The sequence below is a fragment of the Eubacterium uniforme genome, from assembly GCF_900167115.1.
Classification (GTDB): Bacteria; Bacillota; Clostridia; order Lachnospirales; family Lachnospiraceae; genus Eubacterium_S; species Eubacterium_S uniforme.
The window spans coordinates 82,663-100,983 of record NZ_FUXZ01000008.1; the positions used below are offsets into that span (position 1 = coordinate 82,663).

Genomic DNA, 18,321 nt, shown 5'->3' on the forward strand with positions numbered 1-18,321 from the left:
TAACATCTATATCCTATGCTTTAATATCTTTCTTATTATACTTCACATAACCCACAACAATTCCAATAACCATAATTATCATACTAGGTATCAAATATTCTATCTTAAGTGCTTTATCATTTATTATGTCAGAGCCTTCCGTATAACCAAATGGTGTAAAGTATTTAAATACTTTTGCATCCTTTGAAATATTAGCTACAATATTAAGGAAATACATCATTGAAGCTATTCCTATGCCGATACCTATTCCTGATTTACTTAAGAACGCTGATATGCCAAAACATATACCTGCTATTTCAAACTGCATCAATAAGTATGCCAAATGGAATAATAATACCAACTTCCAATTTATGCTTTCACCTATTAACACTACAGAAATTGCAGAACAAGCAAAAACAATTGCATTTAAAATTATAATAATCGCAAAAACACTCATTAATTTTTCTGTTACTATTTTAGTTCTTGATACTGGATGTGTTAACAAAAATTCCGCTGTTCTATCTTTTTCTTCTTTTAAAAGTGATGTTACCGCCGTAATAGCTGCGAAAAATGCACCGCCTATTGCTAATATATTACCACCTTCAACAGCATAGAATCCTATTAATGTTCCAAAGTTTAATTTATCCATACCAAATGCAGAAGTAAAGCTTCCCATGGATGAAAAAATTTCATTTACATCATCCATCTCAGACTTCATGCTTGGGTACATAAATACGCACATTGCAATTAATAATCCTATCGAAAAACTCCATATAAGTATTGCTAATTTTTGCGATTTTATCTCCTGTTTTAATATCGTCATAATCCATACCTCATGTTTTCTATTAACCATTTACTATTCATAGTATTCCATAAATATCTCTTCTAAACTAGGTTCAGTTATTGATACATCAACCATGTTCTTTTTAGCTAATTCCCTAATAAGCTCATTAACTTCGCCTCTATATAAGTATTCTGAAATCTCTTCTTTTGTTTTTACAACAACTTTTTTAGTTCCTGTTTGTTCAAGATTTTCAACTTTATCAGACATTATGATTTTTCCATCTTTAATGAATGCAGCTGTCTTACAGTTACTTTGAACTTCCGAAAGAACATGAGAAGATAAAAATATAGTTGCTCCTCTTTTATTCTCTTCATTTAAGATATTAAAGAATTCTCTTTGCATTAATGGATCAAGTCCAGATGTAGGTTCATCAAGAATCAACAAATTTGGACTATGACTTATTGCTGTAATAATTCCAACTTTCTTTCTATTTCCAAGAGATAATTCAGAAACCTTTTTATCTAAATCAACTCCTAGCCTTTCTGATAACGAGCGTGCTTTTTCATATTTTTTTATGCCTCGTAAATCAAGCGAATATTTTATTACATCCCATACTTTCATTCCATTATAAAAGTTAATTTCAGAAGGAAGATATCCTGTATTCTTTAATATCTTTTCTTTTTCATTTTCTATATCAAACCCAAGGACTTTTGCACTTCCCGCTGTCGGCTTAATAAGTCCTAAAAGCGTTCTAATGGTAGTTGATTTTCCAGCTCCATTTGGTCCGATAAATCCGAAGAAATCACTTTCTAAAACTTTAAGTTCAAGTTCATTAATCCCTCGATTATTTCCATATGTTTTTGTTAATTTATTTGTTTCAATTACATTCATAGTTTCTCCTACTTAAGGTATAATCCTCTCCAAAACTCTATAATCTTCTTATAATCACTAACCATTTTATCAACATCTAGATTATCTAACTGCTGCATACGCCATAGATACCCTTCCGATGCTAAATACATATCTTGATACATCATGTTTAAATCAAGCCCATCTTTAAACTTATTTTTATCAAGGATTGGTAAGATACTATTCGTATCCATTTCAGTGTATGGTTCAATAATTTTTCTAACTTCCTTTGCAACGTCAGGATCCTTTTCATAGTATGCCTTTATGGAAAAATTCCCCATATCCGGGTACTTCCTCATCATGTTGGCCTTAACAAGCAAACCATTGTACATAATATCGAAAATATCATCTCCAGAATATACATTAGTTTCCATCAAAGCATTCCTAGTTTCCTCCTCAGCCGTTTTTAATAAAAACAAATACAATTCCTTTTTATTTTTAAAATAAAAAAATAATAAAGATTTACTTATCCCTGCTTCCTCAGCTATTTCACCAACGGGACTTTTCTTATACGAATTCTTAGCAAATACCTTAAATCCTGCATTTATAATTCTATTCCGTTTTTTTTCAGGAAGCGAATAAAATTTTTCATTCATGAGCCCCTCCGTATATACGCGTTTTTCTCATTGACCAGTCTGGTTAATTCTAATTATAATCCATTGACCGTTTTTGTGAAGACCCTAAATTACATATTTATAAATTTACAAAAAAACTGTGGATATCTGATTAAAGGCGACTAAATCATAATACCCACAGTCTATAATTATTCTTAATATAAAATCTACTAAACTATTCTTAGTGTGATAATCTCCAGAAACCACCATCATGTGGAATCTTTACTTTTCCATCAACTAACTTCTTTTCAAAATATTCCTGTAATTTTGCCTTATTATCTTCAACAAATTTCTTATCACGAAGTAATTTTTCTAAATCAACAAAAATGTTTTCAACGTCATCAATTCCAGAGAATGTAAATGTACATGGAACAATTCGTTCGTCTATTTTTTCAAAATACTTACTAAGTACACTTACACACTCATCATGAACTTTCTGTTCTTCTTTTACAACTGCATCAATAACATTTGTCTTAATTCCAACTTCATTAAATACCTCGTACCAAAAATCAAAATGCGTCATTGGGACATTACCATAAGCATTAAGTGAAAAGTATCCATTGTCATCTAAGACTGCTGCAGCATGAGCAATAAAACTTTCCTTATCCTTAATATCATCAATCATATAATGTGCAAGAATCATAGAATACTTTTCATTCTTCTCAATACCTTGCCAAGTAGCTTCCTCTTCTAAGTTTTCAAACTTAAGATCAATTTCTGTATTCTTAGCTAAATCATTCTTATTACTCTCTATAAATTTATCAAAATCATCGGCCCAGCTGCCTGGAATATCATACGCATCAACCTTAACATCTTCTGGTATGTCCTTCCAGTTATTTCTCCAAATCTTAGAAAAACCACATCCCAAATCAAGAACTCTTTCGCCCTTGTTAACTTCTACATATCTATAAAGTTTTACGTACCAATCAATATCATCCTTTGTGTGATCCAAAGCAAAGAAATGTCCTGAATCCTTGTTCTGATCCACCTGCATACTCTTTAAAATATCAGATACATCATCCCAATCTGGTTCCCCATCCGTTCTTGCAAGAACAGCTTTTATTCTTGTAACTGATTTTTCAAGTTCATATCTTTTGGCTTCCATTAATTCAATCTGATTATTAAGAGATGCCAAAATATCCTCACTATTATCATTTAAGATATGATCCTTGATTTCCTCTAAAGAATATCCAATCTGCTTAAGTGCAATAATTTTCTCTAAAACAAGAAGTGCTTCCTTATCATATAATCTGTAATTTCCTTCTGAATATTCTGAAGGTTTTAATAGCCCCTTCTCATCATAAAGTCTAATTGCTTTCTGTGAAACTCCTGCTTTCTTTGCAATTTCACCTGATGTCATTTTTTCATTTTCTTTCATGTTCTTATCCTCCAATTTCTGAATATTTTTGTTTCCTTGAACGTTCATATATTCATCTTAAAGGATTCCCCAAGGGAAGAGTCAACAACTTTATAAAAATTTAATTTAAATTATATTGCATGAAATTTCCGTTATGTTTAAATCCAAATGCAGTATATAACTTAACTCCCATATCTGACGCAGTAATGTGAACCGCACCACATCCGTACTCTCTTGCTTCTTCAACCACTCTTCGAAGCAACTCTTTACCAATACCACATCTTCTATAATCAGGGTCTGTAAACATACTTGATAAGAGTCCAATTCTTCCATTAGGACAGCCAAAATATGGTGGCTTTTCAACAAATGACATTCCACTTGTTCCAATTATTTTATCGCCATCTAATGCAAGCCATGACACAAAGGTGCCATCTCCCATATGTCTATTGTAGTAATCCTTAAGGCTTGGCACTAAATCAATATCCTCTGTAGCACCTTCCTCTCTAAGCTGAGTTATTCTCATATTTATAAATATATCCAAATCATTTTCTTCTAATTTTCTATATGTTATATTCATTTTCGCTCCTTTTCTTAGGTCCCAATACATCTTTTAAGGTTCATTTTTCTTATTAAATTTACGTTCTTTTACGAATAATTTTAACAAAACCTAATTTATTTTGCAATTTTGCAATTTTCTTACATTTTTGTGACTTTTTTTCGTTCTAAAGCGTTTATAATATAGATAGGAAATAAATGAGTTAGCCAACACTTACATATTTTCTTGTAAAATCGACGAAAAATAGCCTATTTTTGCTATTTTCAACAAAAAAATAATGTGCTATAATTTCAGTCGGATAAAAAAATAGTATTTTATATACATGGAAAAATTATATAAAAAAGAAAGGAAAAATAAAAATGATTTATTCAAAAATCAAAAACAAAACCAAGCTGATAACAAGTCCTATGTTGATTGCGATGTTAACTTTAAGTTTATCAGCCCCTGCATTTGCTGATACTCAACCTACACCAGCAAGTGACAAAACAAACACTACAAATACTACAGTTAACACCGATAATAAGAAAGATGCTACAGACTCTGTAGAAGAGAAGAAAGTTTCTGTTCCAAATTATAAGGAAGTGGCACTTAAAGCTAATAATAAAAAGAACGTTTCTGTTTATTCTGGAACAAAGATTAAACTTTTACCTTCATATCCAGAAAAACTTAGAAAGAAAAAATTCATATACAGATCTTCTAATCCAGAAGTTGCAACTGTTTCAAGAAGAGGATTAGTTAAGACAAACAAAAAGGGAAGAGCTAATATTACTCTTATTCTTAGAGGAAGAAAGAACAGAGTTCCATATAAAGCAAAATTTAAATGTAAAGTAATAATTAAGCAAAGCGTTACTTCAATTAATGTACCTAAGACAGAAGCTCATTACTATGTTGGAAAGAAATATAATTTAAAAGCTAATGTTTTCCCTGCTTTCCATCAGGAAAAAATTCTTTGGAAAACATCTGATAAAAGCAAGATTTCAGTCAAAAGAAAAACTGGCGTGATTAAAGTTAAAGCGCCTGGCGATGTAACCATTACAGCTTATTCAACTAAAACAAACAAGGAATTCAACCTTCAACTTAAAGCTGAAGAGGTTCCTGATGTAAAATTTGACGAAGGTAAAACAGTTACAATCGATCAATTTACTGGAATACAATTACATTTAAGATTTATCAACTTACCTACTCAGGGTGTTACATATAAATCAATGGATCCATCAATCGCCACAGTAACTAATACAGGATATGTTAAATCTAATAGATGTGGTGAGGCTTACATTACAGCTACTACAGCTGATAAAAAGAAAATTGTTCCTATCAAAGTAGTTTGCAAGAACTCAACAGGATTCTTATCAACTGCTGCAATTGCAAACTTTGAAGGAATTGATGAATGTACTAATCTTATGATTGTTGCTCATCCTGATGACGAAGCTCTTTGGGGTGGTGCACATCTTAAAGAAGGTAAATGGTTTATCTTATGTTTAACTAACCAGTATACATTAAGAAAAACTGAGTACAGACAGATGCTTGAAAAAGCTAACGCCAAAGGAGCAATCCTTGATTATCCTGATATCTTCTATGAAACAACTGGTAAGTGGAAAATTTCAAACTGGAACAGTGTAAGAGAAGGTGTTTATAAGGATGTTAAAACAATTATTGGATATAAAAAGTGGGATCAAATCATAACTCACAGTCCAAGTGGTGAAACAGGACATACACAGCATAAGGTAACAAATGCTGAAGTTACTAAAGCATGTAAAGAACTAAATACATTTAATAATCTTTGGTACTTTGGAACTTTCTATCGTGTAGGATGTATTCCTGCCGACTTACCAAAACTTACACCTGAAGAAATCGAATTTAAAGAAGCCCTTGTAAATACATATTGGCATGAGATGGCTTCAATCGATAAATATTGGAGACAAATGATTCCATATGAAAACTGGGTAATGGCAAAAGACTATAAATAATCATATATATATTAAAAGGGGCAGTGTGAAATTCACACTGCCCTTTACTTATACTTTTTTATTCTTTTACTTCTTCACTAATTATTTCTTTCTTATCTTTTTTTCTCTTATTATCAAATAATAAATATATCAAAATAGCCACACCAATTAGTGAAATAATTAATCCAAGCTTTAATCCTGGAGTAAAATAATTCATTTCAATATCATGTTTACCAGCCTTTAACTTAAGTCCTGTATACATTCCATTTATTTCAAATGCTTCGACTTTTTCGCCATCAACCTTAGCACTCCATCCTTTTGAATAAGGAATTGCCAAACACAAGATTTTATCCTCTTTTAAATCAACTGAACATGATAATTTATCATTCTTGATTTTTAAGTCTTTAACTTTAACTCTTAAATCATCAATCTGTGATTTATAAGTATTCATAGGATTACATACTATACTTAAATCCTCGAAATCATATACACCTGGAGCCATCATATAAAACAAACTTGTAGTCACAGGTTCATCACTATAACCCAAATTACATACTGCAGAATCACATCCTGGATATATGTAATACTTTGTACAGAATTTAAGTCCTGCATATAAATCATTAATGTTACCTCCAAGCCAGAATGTATCTGTTCCTGGATTTACTTCAATATTCGCTTTTTCATCATCAGGTAATGCTTCTACCTCTTCTTTTATTTCCTTTAACCTATCTTTATCAAGCAACGTATAGTCAATATTTTTCATAACAAGATAAGTTTCACTATTAGGCAATCCTTCATAATTAAGTCTTAGGAAAACACCACCCCATTTTATGATTATTTTATCATCTTCAATAGCAATGTTTTTAGCTCCACTATTGGCCACTTGCTCAAGTATTTGCTGCTTATTAAGAACAACTTTGGAATCTAAATTTACCTTACCTGATTTTAAATTAAGATCTGATGTATCTACATCTAAGTCCATAACTGCTGCCTGTTGTATGGCTTCTTCCCTGTCATACTCTGACATTCTTTCCCATTCATTTAAACCGATTGTTTTATTATAACCATAAACCATAGGTAAATAATTATCAGTTTTATATATACTCTGTCTTTCTTCCTGGCCATTCTCTTTATAATTTATAACCTCATCAGTTTTTGTAAATCCATATGGAACAGACTTCAAATCACCGCCAAGATCATTAGCTATAAAATATTTAACTCCAGCAAGATTTAGCATTCCAGTTCTTCTTGAAAGCCCATATGTCCATGCTGCTGTAAAAGTATCAGCATTTCCCAGTTTTTCCATAGTGTCTGAGAAATTCCCCTGAGTAATACTGTAATAAGAAGATACTGTTGGTATATCATTAATCAATCCATAGTTAGATGTATTATCACACATACATTCAACTCTATATAGCGATTTATCTTCTTCCTTAATTTTATTAATTGCTTTTATGTTAGTTTCATTATATGCCTCATCCGCTTTTACAAACTGAGATTCTGCAACCTTATCTTCCCAGTATAAGAACGACATCATCTTCACTCCAACTTCTACAATAAGCAAAAGTGATAAAGATACATATAAGATTTTTCCAGCTTTTAATCTTACTAACTTTGCAAGTAATACAACTGCGCATCCTACAGCAACAACCCTTATACTATATTTACCATTAAGTGGAAGGAACTCTGATTTAAGTACCAAAACAATTCCCAAAATTTCAAACGTCATAGGTAGTATCAAATGTCTTAACTTTATATCATCCCATAGTTCAATACACCTTACACTTCCCATCGCAATAACAAATGTTAATAAGAACCCCCATCTGTTAGCCACATATGAAAACCCTGTCATTCCAAATCCAACCATTGGAAATGTTAATCCCACAACGCTTAATATAAAGAATATTCGATATGGAGTACACTTCTTATTCTTCACTGTTAGCAATGCTAAGAATAGAATCATAAATGTTGAAACATATCCTAAATTTGTTTGTCCTTCCAATGTCCCCAATGCAACTGAATTTAATGGAAGCCACTCATAATATCCCTTAGAATAGAAAAGTGATGGAAATACTCTTGTTCCACTTCTCGAAGTCGCTAAAAAGCTACATACGACCGGAATAAAAATAACACAGGCACAAGCAATACCTAAAAGATAAAATAATATACTTCTTTTAATAGCCTGCAAATATTCCATAACTATATTTTCACTATATAAATCCTTCACTCTCCAAATTGCATAAATAAATATAGCAATTGATATAATGTAAAAGAAATAAAAATTACTTACAAGAGCAATCGTAACCATTATTGTAAATAATAGCGATTTTTCTTTCTTTAAAATTTTATCAATACCAACGAAAATAATCGGAAGATAAATCATTGGATTTATAAATAGTGGATGTTTAACACCATATACTAATACATAGCCTGAAAATACGTATACAAGCGAACCAAAAGTTACTGCTTTATAATCTTCCTTTTTATAAAAAGCATATGCAGCAAATGCCATTCCTGCCAAATACATTCTTAATACAATTAATGCATCATAGACATACTCTATATCTCTTGTTGGAACTAATCCTGCAATTAAATCTAATGGGTCACCCATACAATAATAATTCATTGTTCCTATAATATCACTACCTAAGCCAATCCTAATATCCCACATGTTTAAATGAAAAATCCCTTTTGAAAAACCATTTACTGTTTCTCTAATATACTTTCCCAAATAAACAAGTGCTGGATAGTGTTGATTTACACCATCTATATTCCAAATAAATGATGTTTTTGCAACTATCCAAGGAGTACATGCTGATAGTAAAGCAAGCGCAAACAAAATCGTGTAAATAATCACAAAACGCCTGAAAGGATGTATCTTTCGTACTACATTATCTTCAGCCTTTTTTCCTTTAGTTTCTACATTACCATTTTCTTTTATTTCAATTACTTCTGAGGTTTTGTTTATATTCTGCAAAATCTCATCCTCCAACCAATTATATGTACTGGAATTCATGTCCGTCTTATAAGTGCCACATTAGTACGGGATAATCTCCCAAAAATCCATCTTAATAAATGTTTTCTATTTTGTCAACGTACAACATAAAATAAAAACCCAAATAGCAATAACTCTAATTACTATTTGAGTTTTTAGGTATATATTATTTCAGTATCGAAATAGCATCACTAATTGTTTTTTCTAGTGCTTCTCTTCCATACTTGTCAACTTCAGATTTATTTTTTGCTCCGTGGGTTAAACATCCTGCGCCACCTATGCATCCACCAATGCATGCCATTCCTTCAATGAAATAAGCATCCAAAACGCCTTTTTCTTTTTTCATATCATTATAATATGATGCATATTGATTACTATATCTTAAAATTCCAAGTCTATATTCATCTTTTAAAAAATTATTTACAACTCGGTAATCGTTGGTCTCGTTGTAAAATAATTCTATTTCTTTGTTCTGCGAAATTCTATTTGAAAACCTAGCAAATGCTGTAGCAACATAACTAGCTCTTGGAACGGAATATCATATCAATCACGGTTATTTATATATTTGAATTTGGTTGTATTAATGAAAAAGTATTTTAGGGAACACTCCTTGAAATGCTTTTTTATGTATCTTCGTAATCGGTAACTTATCTACTTTTTTGACATCTAAACAACACACTCAGGCACTTTTACTCCTTAACTTTAGACATCAATACTACAGTCTGTTACGCCACTAATCCGCCACATTTACATTTTGAGTAGTCCTATTTAACTTTCCTCTTGGATTATTTTCTTTACCGCCTTATCAAAATCTGATTCAATAGGCTGGGTTCGGTTGAATATTTCATATTCAGCATTGACCTTATCCATTGCCTGCTTATGAGATATTCTTCCGTTATCCTTAAGAATCTTGTACTGACGGAATTCAAGAAAAGCATTTACGCTCTTTTCAAACTCTTCCATCGTGAATACATTCTCACGCTCAATCAGATCCTCGATATAATCAAAATATCCTGTGACCGCACGTTCCAGCCTGCGAATCTGCTTCTCCTCCAGATAATTCTTTGCAATCGAAACATCTGATTTCAGTATTCTGCCATCCGGAGCATTCTTCCAGGTTGTAAGTCCCATATGCTCTTTCTCATGATCTGCTGATTCATATACTATCTCTGCAGCGGTATGATCTGTGATCGCATAATGAAACTTGTTCTGTATCGTTGCATAAAAATGATAAGCCACTTCGGAATCCTTCGTGTAATCAATACTACACTCAGCAAAAATATCTGTAATCTGCTGCCAGATACGCCGTTCGCTGGCTCGGATCGAACGAACACGCTCCAACAACTCGCGGAAGTAATCTTTTCCGAAAGCAGTTTTCCCTTGCTTCAGGCGGTCGTCATCCAGAACAAAGCCTTTTGTCATATATTCTTTAAGAACGGTAGTTGCCCAGATGCGAAATTTTGTTGCTTTAATTGAATTTACACGATATCCAACAGAAATAATTGCGTCCAGATTATAGAAAATCGGCGTTCTCTTTACATCTCTGTTTCCTTCTCTTTGAACTATTTCCATTTTGGAAATAGTTGCCTCCCTCACCAATTCACCTTCATCGTATATATTCGAAAGGTGCTTCGATATGTCAGGCACTTTGACTCCAAACAGCTCTGCCATCGCCTTCTGTGTTATCCAAATACTCTCGTCTTTAATGTATGCATCAACAGAAACATCTCCTTCATCCGAATGATAGAGAACCATTTCCATCTGCTTATCAAAATCTCTCATAGAAGGTTATCCTCCTTCCCTTTCACCAATTCCTCATACTTCAACTGGTAAGCAATAAGTCTGGGAATGTATTCCGGTGGTGTTCTCCTTCCCGCTTCCCAGTCTTCCAAAGTGCGAACAGGGATCCCCGTATGCTCTGAAAAGTCTTTACGTGACATCCCTGTGTTTTCTCGTAGTTCTTTTATAGTTTTTGCAGTATCCATATTGTCACCTCGCATTGCGTGTTTATAGGGACAGTATACCACATTTTTAAGTTTTTCGCAATGCGTGGTTTTTATATTGTTTTTTCTTCGTCTTTAATTCTGTAATATTCTTCCGCATCGATACCTATCTGCACAAAATCCTTCGCATTTCTGACCCGTTCAATCAACGCGATGGTCTCCACATCGTTTTCGTTGATTAACCACTTATTTTATAATCGTAGTGAACAAGCGTCTATTGCTTTACTATCGCATACATTTTCATATCAACGATGTTACCGTTCTTATATGCATTACTTTTAAGTATCCCCTCGCAAACAAACCCGGCTTTTTCAAGCACCCGGCAGGAAGCTGAATTATAAGCAAACGGCTCTGCATAGATCCTGATAATGTCTGTGTTTTCAAATACAAAGTCACATGCCAGTTTCACTGCTTCTGTCATATACCCGTTGCCCCAGTATTTCTCACCAATGTAATACCCCATTTCCGCTGTACGAAAATGAATGTTATCCTGACGAAATACTCCAATGCTCCCGATAACCTTCCCATCCAATGTTATCGCAAATGCAAATGTTTTATCCTTATCAGCCGACAACATCGCCCTTATAAAATCCTCTGCATTATCTTCCGTATAAGGATAAGGCAACCCATCTCGCAGATTGTTCATAATATTCATATTATTCAAGTTTTCAGCAAGTTCTGTTTTATCTTTGATTTTCCATAACCGTATTTTTATATTCATTAATCTTTCCTTTCCAAATACTATTTCGAATAATCGGATTGACTTTTTTCCTTTACCATAGTATTATTCTTGTAAAAGAAATGGGTTTTTTGTCGTGTACAGCCTTACGGCTCAATCGGGTTGCTCGTTTCTTTTTTTATGTCTAAAATATCATACAAGTATAGTTTTTTATCTTCGGAATGTCTTACAATTAACGATGCATGAAACACATTATATCTTTCTATCTCTCCAGTTTCATTGTATACAGGCAATGCAAATCGTGAATCATATCGATACCAACCGTACTTTGCATTTCTCCAATGCTTTTCTTCATTATTTTCTCGAAAATGTTTACCAACAGCTATTTCTATAAGTTCAGGTATTCCCTGTGTAGCATTTGCTTTCGCCTTAGCATTTGCACCTTTAATACTATGAGTATATTTTGAACCAGAATATTCATTCGGCAAATCAGATCCAATATAAATAACATCTCCTGTTGCAGCAATCGTATAGAATTCCCCCACATACTCTTTTAAATACTCTCTAACATCTTTCCAATCTATGGAACGTTTTCCCTTAAACCTTATATCATTAATAATAACGATGTTGTTCCCGTCAACATCCTTTATAACCGATACACTCCTCTTACCTTTTACTTCCTCTTTTGCAGAAAAAATCCCCTCAAATTTAATCTGATATGCTAATAACCTCGGAATATACTCCGGCGGTGTTCTTCTTCCTGCCTCCCAATCTTCCAATGTACGAACAGGGATGCCCGTATGTTCTGAAAACTCTTTACGTGACATCCCTGTGCTTTCTCGTAATTCTTTTATAGTTTTTGCAGTATCCATAGCACCACCTCGCATTGCGTGTTTATAGGGACAGCATACCACATTTTTAAGTTTTTCGCAATGCGTGGTTTTTATATTATTTTTTCTTCGTCTTTAATTCTGTAATATTCTTCCGCATCGATACCTATCTGCACAAAATCCTTCGCATTTCTGTCTCGTTCAATCAACGCGATGGTTTCCACATGCACCGTATGAGGGAACATGTCAACTGGTCTAACTTTCTTTAACGTAAAACCTAACTCCGTTAATATCTTAATGTCTCTTGCAAGTGTTGCACTATCACAACTTACATATACAAGTCTTTTTGGATTCATTGTAGCAATAGTTTCAAGAAGCGTTTTATCACATCCCTTTCTTGGTGGATCAACCACAACCACGTCCGGGCATTTGCCCTTTGAATCGCTATTTATAACCGCTGGAACAACATCTTCCGCTGCCCCAACATAAAATTTCGTATTTTCTATATTGTTAATTTTAGCATTTTCCCTAGCATCATCTATGGCTTCTGGTACTATTTCAACACCATATACAAAGCCTGCTTTTTTCGCATAGAAAAGCGACATAGTACCAATACCACAGTACATATCCCACACAACATCACCTTCATTAACATCTGCATACTCCCTTGCAATAGAATAAAGCTTAGATGTCTGAACCATGTTAACCTGATAGAAAGATTTTGGCGAAATCTTAAATTTCAAATCCTCAATATAATCTATTACATAACCCTTACCCGAAAGAATGATAACATCATCACCAAGTATAACGTTATTCTTACTCTTGTTTACATTTAAAGACACCTCATCTATATCGCAGGTATCCTTAAGTCTTCTTACAAGAATATCACTCTTAGGTAATTTATTTCCGTTTATAATAAGACATACCATAATGCCTTCCTTGGCATTTCTAATAAGCACATGTCTAACAAGCCCTTCATAGGTCGTTTCGTTATATGGCTTAATGTGATATTCCTCCATAAACGAAACAATCTCTTCCATGATTTCTTTATTAATTTCAGGTGCTAATCTACAATCTGAAGTACTAATAATATCATGTGTCCTTCCTGCATAAAAACCATAAATAATCGAGCCTTCCTTATCAATTCCAACTGGATACTGAGTCTTATTTCTATATCTATAAGGCTCCTCCATACCAACAATCGGCTCCATAATAAAATCCTTCACCCCGCTGATTCTTTCTATGTTATTTTTAACTTTATTTGCCTTAAACTCTAACTGTTTCTTATACTTAAGAGCCATAAGTTGGCAACCACCACACCTTTTGGCGTTCTTACATTTTGGTTCCACTCTATCTTCTGATGCTTCAATAATTCTTTCAAGCCTAGCAAATCCAAAGTTTTTATTTACCTTGGTAATTCTTACATCACATAAATCCCCAGGTATACTATCCTTAATAAATAGAGCATAGCCGTCGACCTTAGCTATGCCCATTCCTTCACTACCTAAATCTTCAATTCTAACCGTAATTATATCGTTCTTCCTTAAATCCATTGATAAATCCTTATAGTTTTCTTATAATTTATTTCTATATTTCACTTGTTTTTCTTATATTTGAATCAAGCAATCTGTTAAATCCAAGCCAACCTTTATCATCTGTTGCAGCAAATAATTCTTTCATAGTTTCAAGTTTAGCATCTGTATTATCTGCAAAATTAAGTGCCACTGCTTCTATAAGTGCTGGTTTCTTAGGTGAACCATATTCAAGTTCACCATGATGAGCCAAAATACAATGCATAAGTTCATTCTTAATATTCTTAGGAAAATCAGGTATGCTATCTGCTATTTTTCCAACAATCTGAGCACCCATTACGATATGTCCTAACAACTGACCTTCATCTGTGTAGTCATTGGCTGGGAATGAATCTATTTCTTTTAACTTTCCAATATCATGTAGCATCGCCGCACTAATTAATAAATCATAATTTAATATCGGATACTGCTTTGTATAATATTCGCAAAGTTTTGTTACCGATAATGTATGTTCTAAAAGACCTCCTATAAATGCATGATGTACTGATTTTGCAGCTGAATGTTTTGAACACGCATCGATTGTATTCTCAGTAAATATCTTATTTAAAAGTTCAGATAAATATTCATTCTTTACTGATGCGATAAAGCTTCTAAGTTCATTCTTCATCTCCTCAGGATCTCTTTCTGATACTGGGAAGTAATCAGCCTTATCATATTCATCTTCTTCAACTTTTCTAAGTCTCTTTACATTAAGCTGAAGTTGTCCATTAAAACTTGTAACATCACCAACAACAAGTACATAATCAAGATTGTCGCAATCCTCTATGCCTTCACTTCCCGGATCCCAGATTTTTGCATCTATTGTTCCTGTTTTGTCCTGAAAAATAACGTTCTCGTACTCCTTGCCATTCTTCGTTACAGCAGCATTTCTCTGTTTGCATAAATATACGTCATTAACTCTGTCGCCTTCTTTTAATGTCCCTATGTATCTCAACTTAATATCTCCTTAATCTTACCCTATTTATTTTATTTTACACGTCAGATCATAATCCTCGTATTTATCATCTTTTAATCTCTTAACTATTATGTGTACAGTATTTTTACTCTTAGTTTTCTTTAAAGCCTTACTAATATCTTTTGGTCTTGTGATTTTATGAGAATTAACCTTTAATATAATATCTCCTCTCATAACTCCAGCACGATATGCAAGTCCATCACTTATTACTTCATTAACAAATACACCATACTCGACTTCACCATTAAACTTAGCTAAACCTTCTTTACTTAAGGCCTCGCTCTTAACGCCGATGTCATATCTGCTACTTTCACCTTTTTTATATGTATCATATTTTGTTCTAACTATTGGTGCATAGAATATATATACCACGGCTCCAACAACAACCACCATCATGAATAATATAAATAACCATAAAAAACCAACCCCAGTTTTCCTATCTCGACTTCTATGCTCAGCAGCCAATGCATGGATATCTTTATTTTTATCCATATCTTTATCAGCACCCATAAGCTGCTCATTAGGTTTACTCATCATCCATCCCCCTGGCTAAATTATTTTACCATTTACATATTTAAAACCATTGTAAATAGTTGATATCTCTCTAATTATAGTTTAAAATAGACCTAATTACAAGTATTAGCAATAACTAAATAATAGGGATACAAAAAGATGACTACTGATAATATTTTTATTAATGATAAATGTTTGGAAACTCTTGAATATAACAAGATAATCGAGATACTTATAACTAAGGCCAGCTCTAATGCCGGCCGTGAACTTTGTAAAAAGCTTTTACCTAGTTCTGATAAAAAAGTTATCGATAAATCAATTGAAGAAACTGATGCTGCTCTTTCATATCTATGGAAATCCAGCAGCATTTCTTTTAGTGGACTAAAGGATGTTACAAAGTCCGTTCTCTTGCTCGAAAAAAGCGGAAGTCTTAATGCTGGAGAATTACTTGATATTTCTTCTCTTTTATATACGACCAAAGGTGTATGCGAGTATTTTTCAAACGAAGATGGTATAATAGATAACGAGGGTCCATTAAAAACTTATACTGAGAATTTAAACCCCCTTAATTCAATAAAAAGAGAAATAGACAGATGCATCATTTCAGAGGATGAAATCGCTGATGATGCTTCTTCAACGCTTAAAAGTATTAGAAGACATATTCATACAACAGGCGATAAGATTCATTCCACTTTATCAGGCATCATAAAAAAAGATGCTGCTAATGGATATTTACAGGATAACATTATCACTATGCGTTCTAACAGATATTGTGTTCCAGTAAAGGCAGAACATAAGAAAAATGTTCCTGGTATGATTCATGATCAGTCTTCTAAAGGTTCCACTCTTTTCGTTGAACCTATGGAAGTTGTTAAATTAAATAATGAACTTAGCGAGCTATACTCAAAGGAGCAGGAAGAAATCGCCGCCATATTACAATCTCTTAGTAATATGGTTGCCACAAGTTCAAGAGAAATTCTTAATGATTATAATGCACTTAAATATTTAGACTTCGTATTTGCTAAAGCAAAATTCGCTAAAGATAGCAAGTGTAGCAAGCCTATATTTAACGATAAAAGATACATTAATTTGAAACAGGCTAGACATCCTCTTCTTAATAAAGATAAGGTTGTTCCTGTTGATGTTCACATTGGTGATGATTTTAATTTATTAATTATCACCGGACCTAACACAGGCGGTAAGACTGTTACACTTAAAACAGTTGGTCTTTTATCCCTTATGGGACAGGCTGGTCTTTTCATCCCAGCTGATGAAGGCTCAAATTTAGGTGTATTCCACAACTTTTTCGCTGACATTGGTGATGAACAGAGCATTGAACAAAGTCTTAGTACTTTCTCTGCTCATATGACCAATATTGTTAAGATACTTGAATCAGCAGATTCAGACAGCCTTGTTCTTTTCGATGAACTTTGTTCAGGAACAGACCCTACGGAAGGTGCCGCTCTTGGAATTTCAATATTAAATTTCTTACATAATCTTGATGTAAGAACTCTTGCAACTACACATTATAGCGAGTTAAAATTATATGCACTCGAAACAGAGGGTGTTTGTAACGGTAGTTGTGAATTTGATGTTGCAACGCTTAGCCCAACTTACAAGCTATTAATCGGTGTACCTGGAAAGAGTAATGCATTTGCTATATCTAAAAAACTTGGTCTTCCAGATTTCATAATTGATGATGCGAAGAGCAAGATTAGTGAAAGCAACATAGCTTTTGAAGATATTCTTGACGAGCTTGACAAAAACCGCGTTGAGATCGAAAAGGCAAGAGCTGAGATTACTGAAAATCGTACCCAAACAGATAACATCAAGGCTGAATACGAAAAGAAATTAAAAGCTTTAGAAGAACGTAAAGAAAAGGAAATTGCAAAGGCTAAAGAAGAGGCTAATAAAATCATTGAAGAAGCTAAGGCCTATGCGGATAGTACCATTAAGGAACTTAGGAAGGATGCTTCGGTTGGTGATACCAAGAACATGGATAGAACCAGAAATAAATTAAATGAGCATCTTAAGAAAAATAAAACCAACTCTTCTATTGCAAAGAGCAAACAGTCTAAGACTTATAAAGCTTCCGATTTCCACATTGGGGATAAGGTTAAGGTTCTTACAATGGGAGCTGATGGTATAGTTAGTTCACTTCCAAACCCTAAGGGTGACTTGTATGTTCAGATGGGTATCCTTAGAAGCTTAATTAATATCAGGGATTTAGAAATCGTGGATGAACCTGATATTATCGGCGCTCCTATTAAATACAACAAGAGTGGAAGTGGAAAAATCAAGATGAGCAAGGCTCTTAGCGTTTCGTCAGAGATTAATTTGCTCGGCAAAACTGTCGATGAGGCAATCGGCCTTCTAGATAAATATTTGGATGATGCATACCTTGCACACCTAGCAAGTGTACGTGTTGTGCACGGTAAGGGAACTGGTGCTTTAAGAACAGGAATCACTAACTACCTTAAGAAATCATCCTATGTAAAAGAATTCCATCGTGGTCTTCCAGAAGAAGGTGGCGACGGAGTTACAATCGTAGAATTTAAATAATTTTATTTATTCGTTAATATTTGTTATAATATGTTATATAGTTTTTT

Annotated in this window: 16 protein-coding genes; 2 read left to right on the plus strand and 14 right to left on the minus strand. The window is 33.4% G+C overall.

The window, feature by feature from the left end; translation table 11 throughout:
• Positions 1 to 13: 13 nt before the first annotated feature.
• The 5 genes from B5D16_RS07090 to B5D16_RS07110 form a co-directional block, all read right to left on the minus strand.
• Positions 14 to 802 (minus strand): ABC transporter permease subunit, encoded by a 789-nt coding sequence (locus tag B5D16_RS07090; protein WP_078766300.1) that lies wholly within the window; start codon positions 800 to 802, stop codon positions 14 to 16.
• Positions 803 to 835: 33 nt separating this feature from the next.
• Positions 836 to 1,654 (minus strand): ABC transporter ATP-binding protein, encoded by an 819-nt coding sequence (locus tag B5D16_RS07095; RefSeq protein WP_078766301.1) that lies wholly within the window; start codon positions 1,652 to 1,654, stop codon positions 836 to 838.
• Between the two features lie 8 nt (positions 1,655 to 1,662).
• Positions 1,663 to 2,268: a TetR/AcrR family transcriptional regulator gene (locus B5D16_RS07100; protein WP_078766302.1), complete on the minus strand. Its 606-nt coding sequence runs from the start codon at positions 2,266 to 2,268 to the stop codon at positions 1,663 to 1,665.
• Between the two features lie 199 nt (positions 2,269 to 2,467).
• Positions 2,468 to 3,664 carry a MerR family transcriptional regulator gene (locus tag B5D16_RS07105; protein ID WP_159444323.1) on the minus strand — a complete coding sequence of 399 codons (1,197 nt, stop codon included), beginning with the start codon at positions 3,662 to 3,664 and terminating at the stop codon, positions 2,468 to 2,470.
• 100 nt (positions 3,665 to 3,764) lie between these two features.
• Positions 3,765 to 4,220 (minus strand): GNAT family N-acetyltransferase, encoded by a 456-nt coding sequence (locus B5D16_RS07110; protein ID WP_078766304.1) that lies wholly within the window; start codon positions 4,218 to 4,220, stop codon positions 3,765 to 3,767.
• Between the two features lie 398 nt (positions 4,221 to 4,618).
• Between B5D16_RS07110 and B5D16_RS07115 the strand changes: the two genes are divergently transcribed.
• Complete coding sequence (locus B5D16_RS07115; protein WP_207651109.1) at positions 4,619 to 6,166, plus strand: Ig-like domain-containing protein; 1,548 nt, start codon at positions 4,619 to 4,621, stop codon at positions 6,164 to 6,166.
• 58 nt (positions 6,167 to 6,224) lie between these two features.
• Here the strand turns inward: B5D16_RS07115 and B5D16_RS07120 are convergent, their stop codons facing one another.
• The 9 genes from B5D16_RS07120 to B5D16_RS07160 form a co-directional block, all read right to left on the minus strand.
• Positions 6,225 to 9,122: a YfhO family protein gene (locus tag B5D16_RS07120; RefSeq protein WP_159444324.1), complete on the minus strand. Its 2,898-nt coding sequence runs from the start codon at positions 9,120 to 9,122 to the stop codon at positions 6,225 to 6,227.
• 184 nt (positions 9,123 to 9,306) lie between these two features.
• Positions 9,307 to 9,621, minus strand: coding sequence for a [Fe-Fe] hydrogenase large subunit C-terminal domain-containing protein (locus B5D16_RS12815; RefSeq protein ID WP_479723674.1), 315 nt, complete (start codon positions 9,619 to 9,621; stop codon positions 9,307 to 9,309).
• 287 nt (positions 9,622 to 9,908) lie between these two features.
• A complete protein-coding gene (locus B5D16_RS07130) occupies positions 9,909 to 10,922 on the minus strand; it encodes a virulence RhuM family protein (RefSeq protein ID WP_078766307.1) in 1,014 nt (337 codons plus the stop codon).
• Positions 10,919 to 11,125 (minus strand): helix-turn-helix domain-containing protein, encoded by a 207-nt coding sequence (locus B5D16_RS07135; RefSeq protein WP_078766308.1) that lies wholly within the window; start codon positions 11,123 to 11,125, stop codon positions 10,919 to 10,921. Before B5D16_RS07135 ends, B5D16_RS07130 begins: the two co-directional genes overlap by 4 nt.
• A 232-nt stretch (positions 11,126 to 11,357) precedes the next feature.
• A complete protein-coding gene (locus B5D16_RS07140; RefSeq protein WP_078766309.1) occupies positions 11,358 to 11,864 on the minus strand; it encodes a GNAT family N-acetyltransferase in 507 nt (168 codons plus the stop codon).
• A 104-nt stretch (positions 11,865 to 11,968) separates the two neighbouring features.
• A complete protein-coding gene (locus B5D16_RS07145; protein ID WP_078766310.1) occupies positions 11,969 to 12,694 on the minus strand; it encodes a helix-turn-helix domain-containing protein in 726 nt (241 codons plus the stop codon).
• A 71-nt stretch (positions 12,695 to 12,765) separates the two neighbouring features.
• Positions 12,766 to 14,205, minus strand: coding sequence for a 23S rRNA (uracil(1939)-C(5))-methyltransferase RlmD (gene rlmD, locus B5D16_RS07150; RefSeq protein ID WP_078766311.1), 1,440 nt, complete (start codon positions 14,203 to 14,205; stop codon positions 12,766 to 12,768).
• 34 nt (positions 14,206 to 14,239) lie between these two features.
• A complete protein-coding gene (locus tag B5D16_RS07155) occupies positions 14,240 to 15,178 on the minus strand; it encodes a 3'-5' exoribonuclease YhaM family protein (RefSeq protein ID WP_078766312.1) in 939 nt (312 codons plus the stop codon).
• A 27-nt stretch (positions 15,179 to 15,205) separates the two neighbouring features.
• The gene (locus B5D16_RS07160; RefSeq protein ID WP_159444325.1) at positions 15,206 to 15,733 is read right to left on the minus strand and encodes a PDZ domain-containing protein; all 528 of its coding nucleotides are present in this window, start codon (positions 15,731 to 15,733) and stop codon (positions 15,206 to 15,208) included.
• A 159-nt stretch (positions 15,734 to 15,892) separates the two neighbouring features.
• Between B5D16_RS07160 and B5D16_RS07165 the strand changes: the two genes are divergently transcribed.
• Complete coding sequence (locus B5D16_RS07165) at positions 15,893 to 18,274, plus strand: endonuclease MutS2 (RefSeq protein WP_078766373.1); 2,382 nt, start codon at positions 15,893 to 15,895, stop codon at positions 18,272 to 18,274.
• Positions 18,275 to 18,321 lie beyond the last annotated feature (47 nt).

Bases quoted from the DNA above. Each gene is read 5' to 3' on its own strand.
- B5D16_RS07090 (WP_078766300.1), bottom strand. From the start codon at position 802: ATGACGATATTAAAACAGGAGATAAAATCGCAAAAATTAGCAATACTT.
- B5D16_RS07095 (WP_078766301.1), bottom strand. From the start codon at position 1,654: ATGAATGTAATTGAAACAAATAAATTAACAAAAACATATGGAAATAAT.
- B5D16_RS07100 (WP_078766302.1), bottom strand. From the start codon at position 2,268: ATGAATGAAAAATTTTATTCGCTTCCTGAAAAAAAACGGAATAGAATT.
- B5D16_RS07105 (WP_159444323.1), bottom strand. From the start codon at position 3,664: ATGAAAGAAAATGAAAAAATGACATCAGGTGAAATTGCAAAGAAAGCA.
- B5D16_RS07110 (WP_078766304.1), bottom strand. From the start codon at position 4,220: ATGAATATAACATATAGAAAATTAGAAGAAAATGATTTGGATATATTT.
- B5D16_RS07115 (WP_207651109.1), top strand. From the start codon at position 4,619: ATGTTAACTTTAAGTTTATCAGCCCCTGCATTTGCTGATACTCAACCT.
- B5D16_RS07130 (WP_078766307.1), bottom strand. From the start codon at position 10,922: ATGAGAGATTTTGATAAGCAGATGGAAATGGTTCTCTATCATTCGGAT.
- B5D16_RS07135 (WP_078766308.1), bottom strand. From the start codon at position 11,125: ATGGATACTGCAAAAACTATAAAAGAACTACGAGAAAACACAGGGATG.
- B5D16_RS07140 (WP_078766309.1), bottom strand. From the start codon at position 11,864: ATGAATATAAAAATACGGTTATGGAAAATCAAAGATAAAACAGAACTT.
- B5D16_RS07145 (WP_078766310.1), bottom strand. From the start codon at position 12,694: ATGGATACTGCAAAAACTATAAAAGAATTACGAGAAAGCACAGGGATG.
- rlmD (WP_078766311.1), bottom strand. From the start codon at position 14,205: ATGGATTTAAGGAAGAACGATATAATTACGGTTAGAATTGAAGATTTA.
- B5D16_RS07160 (WP_159444325.1), bottom strand. From the start codon at position 15,733: ATGAGTAAACCTAATGAGCAGCTTATGGGTGCTGATAAAGATATGGAT.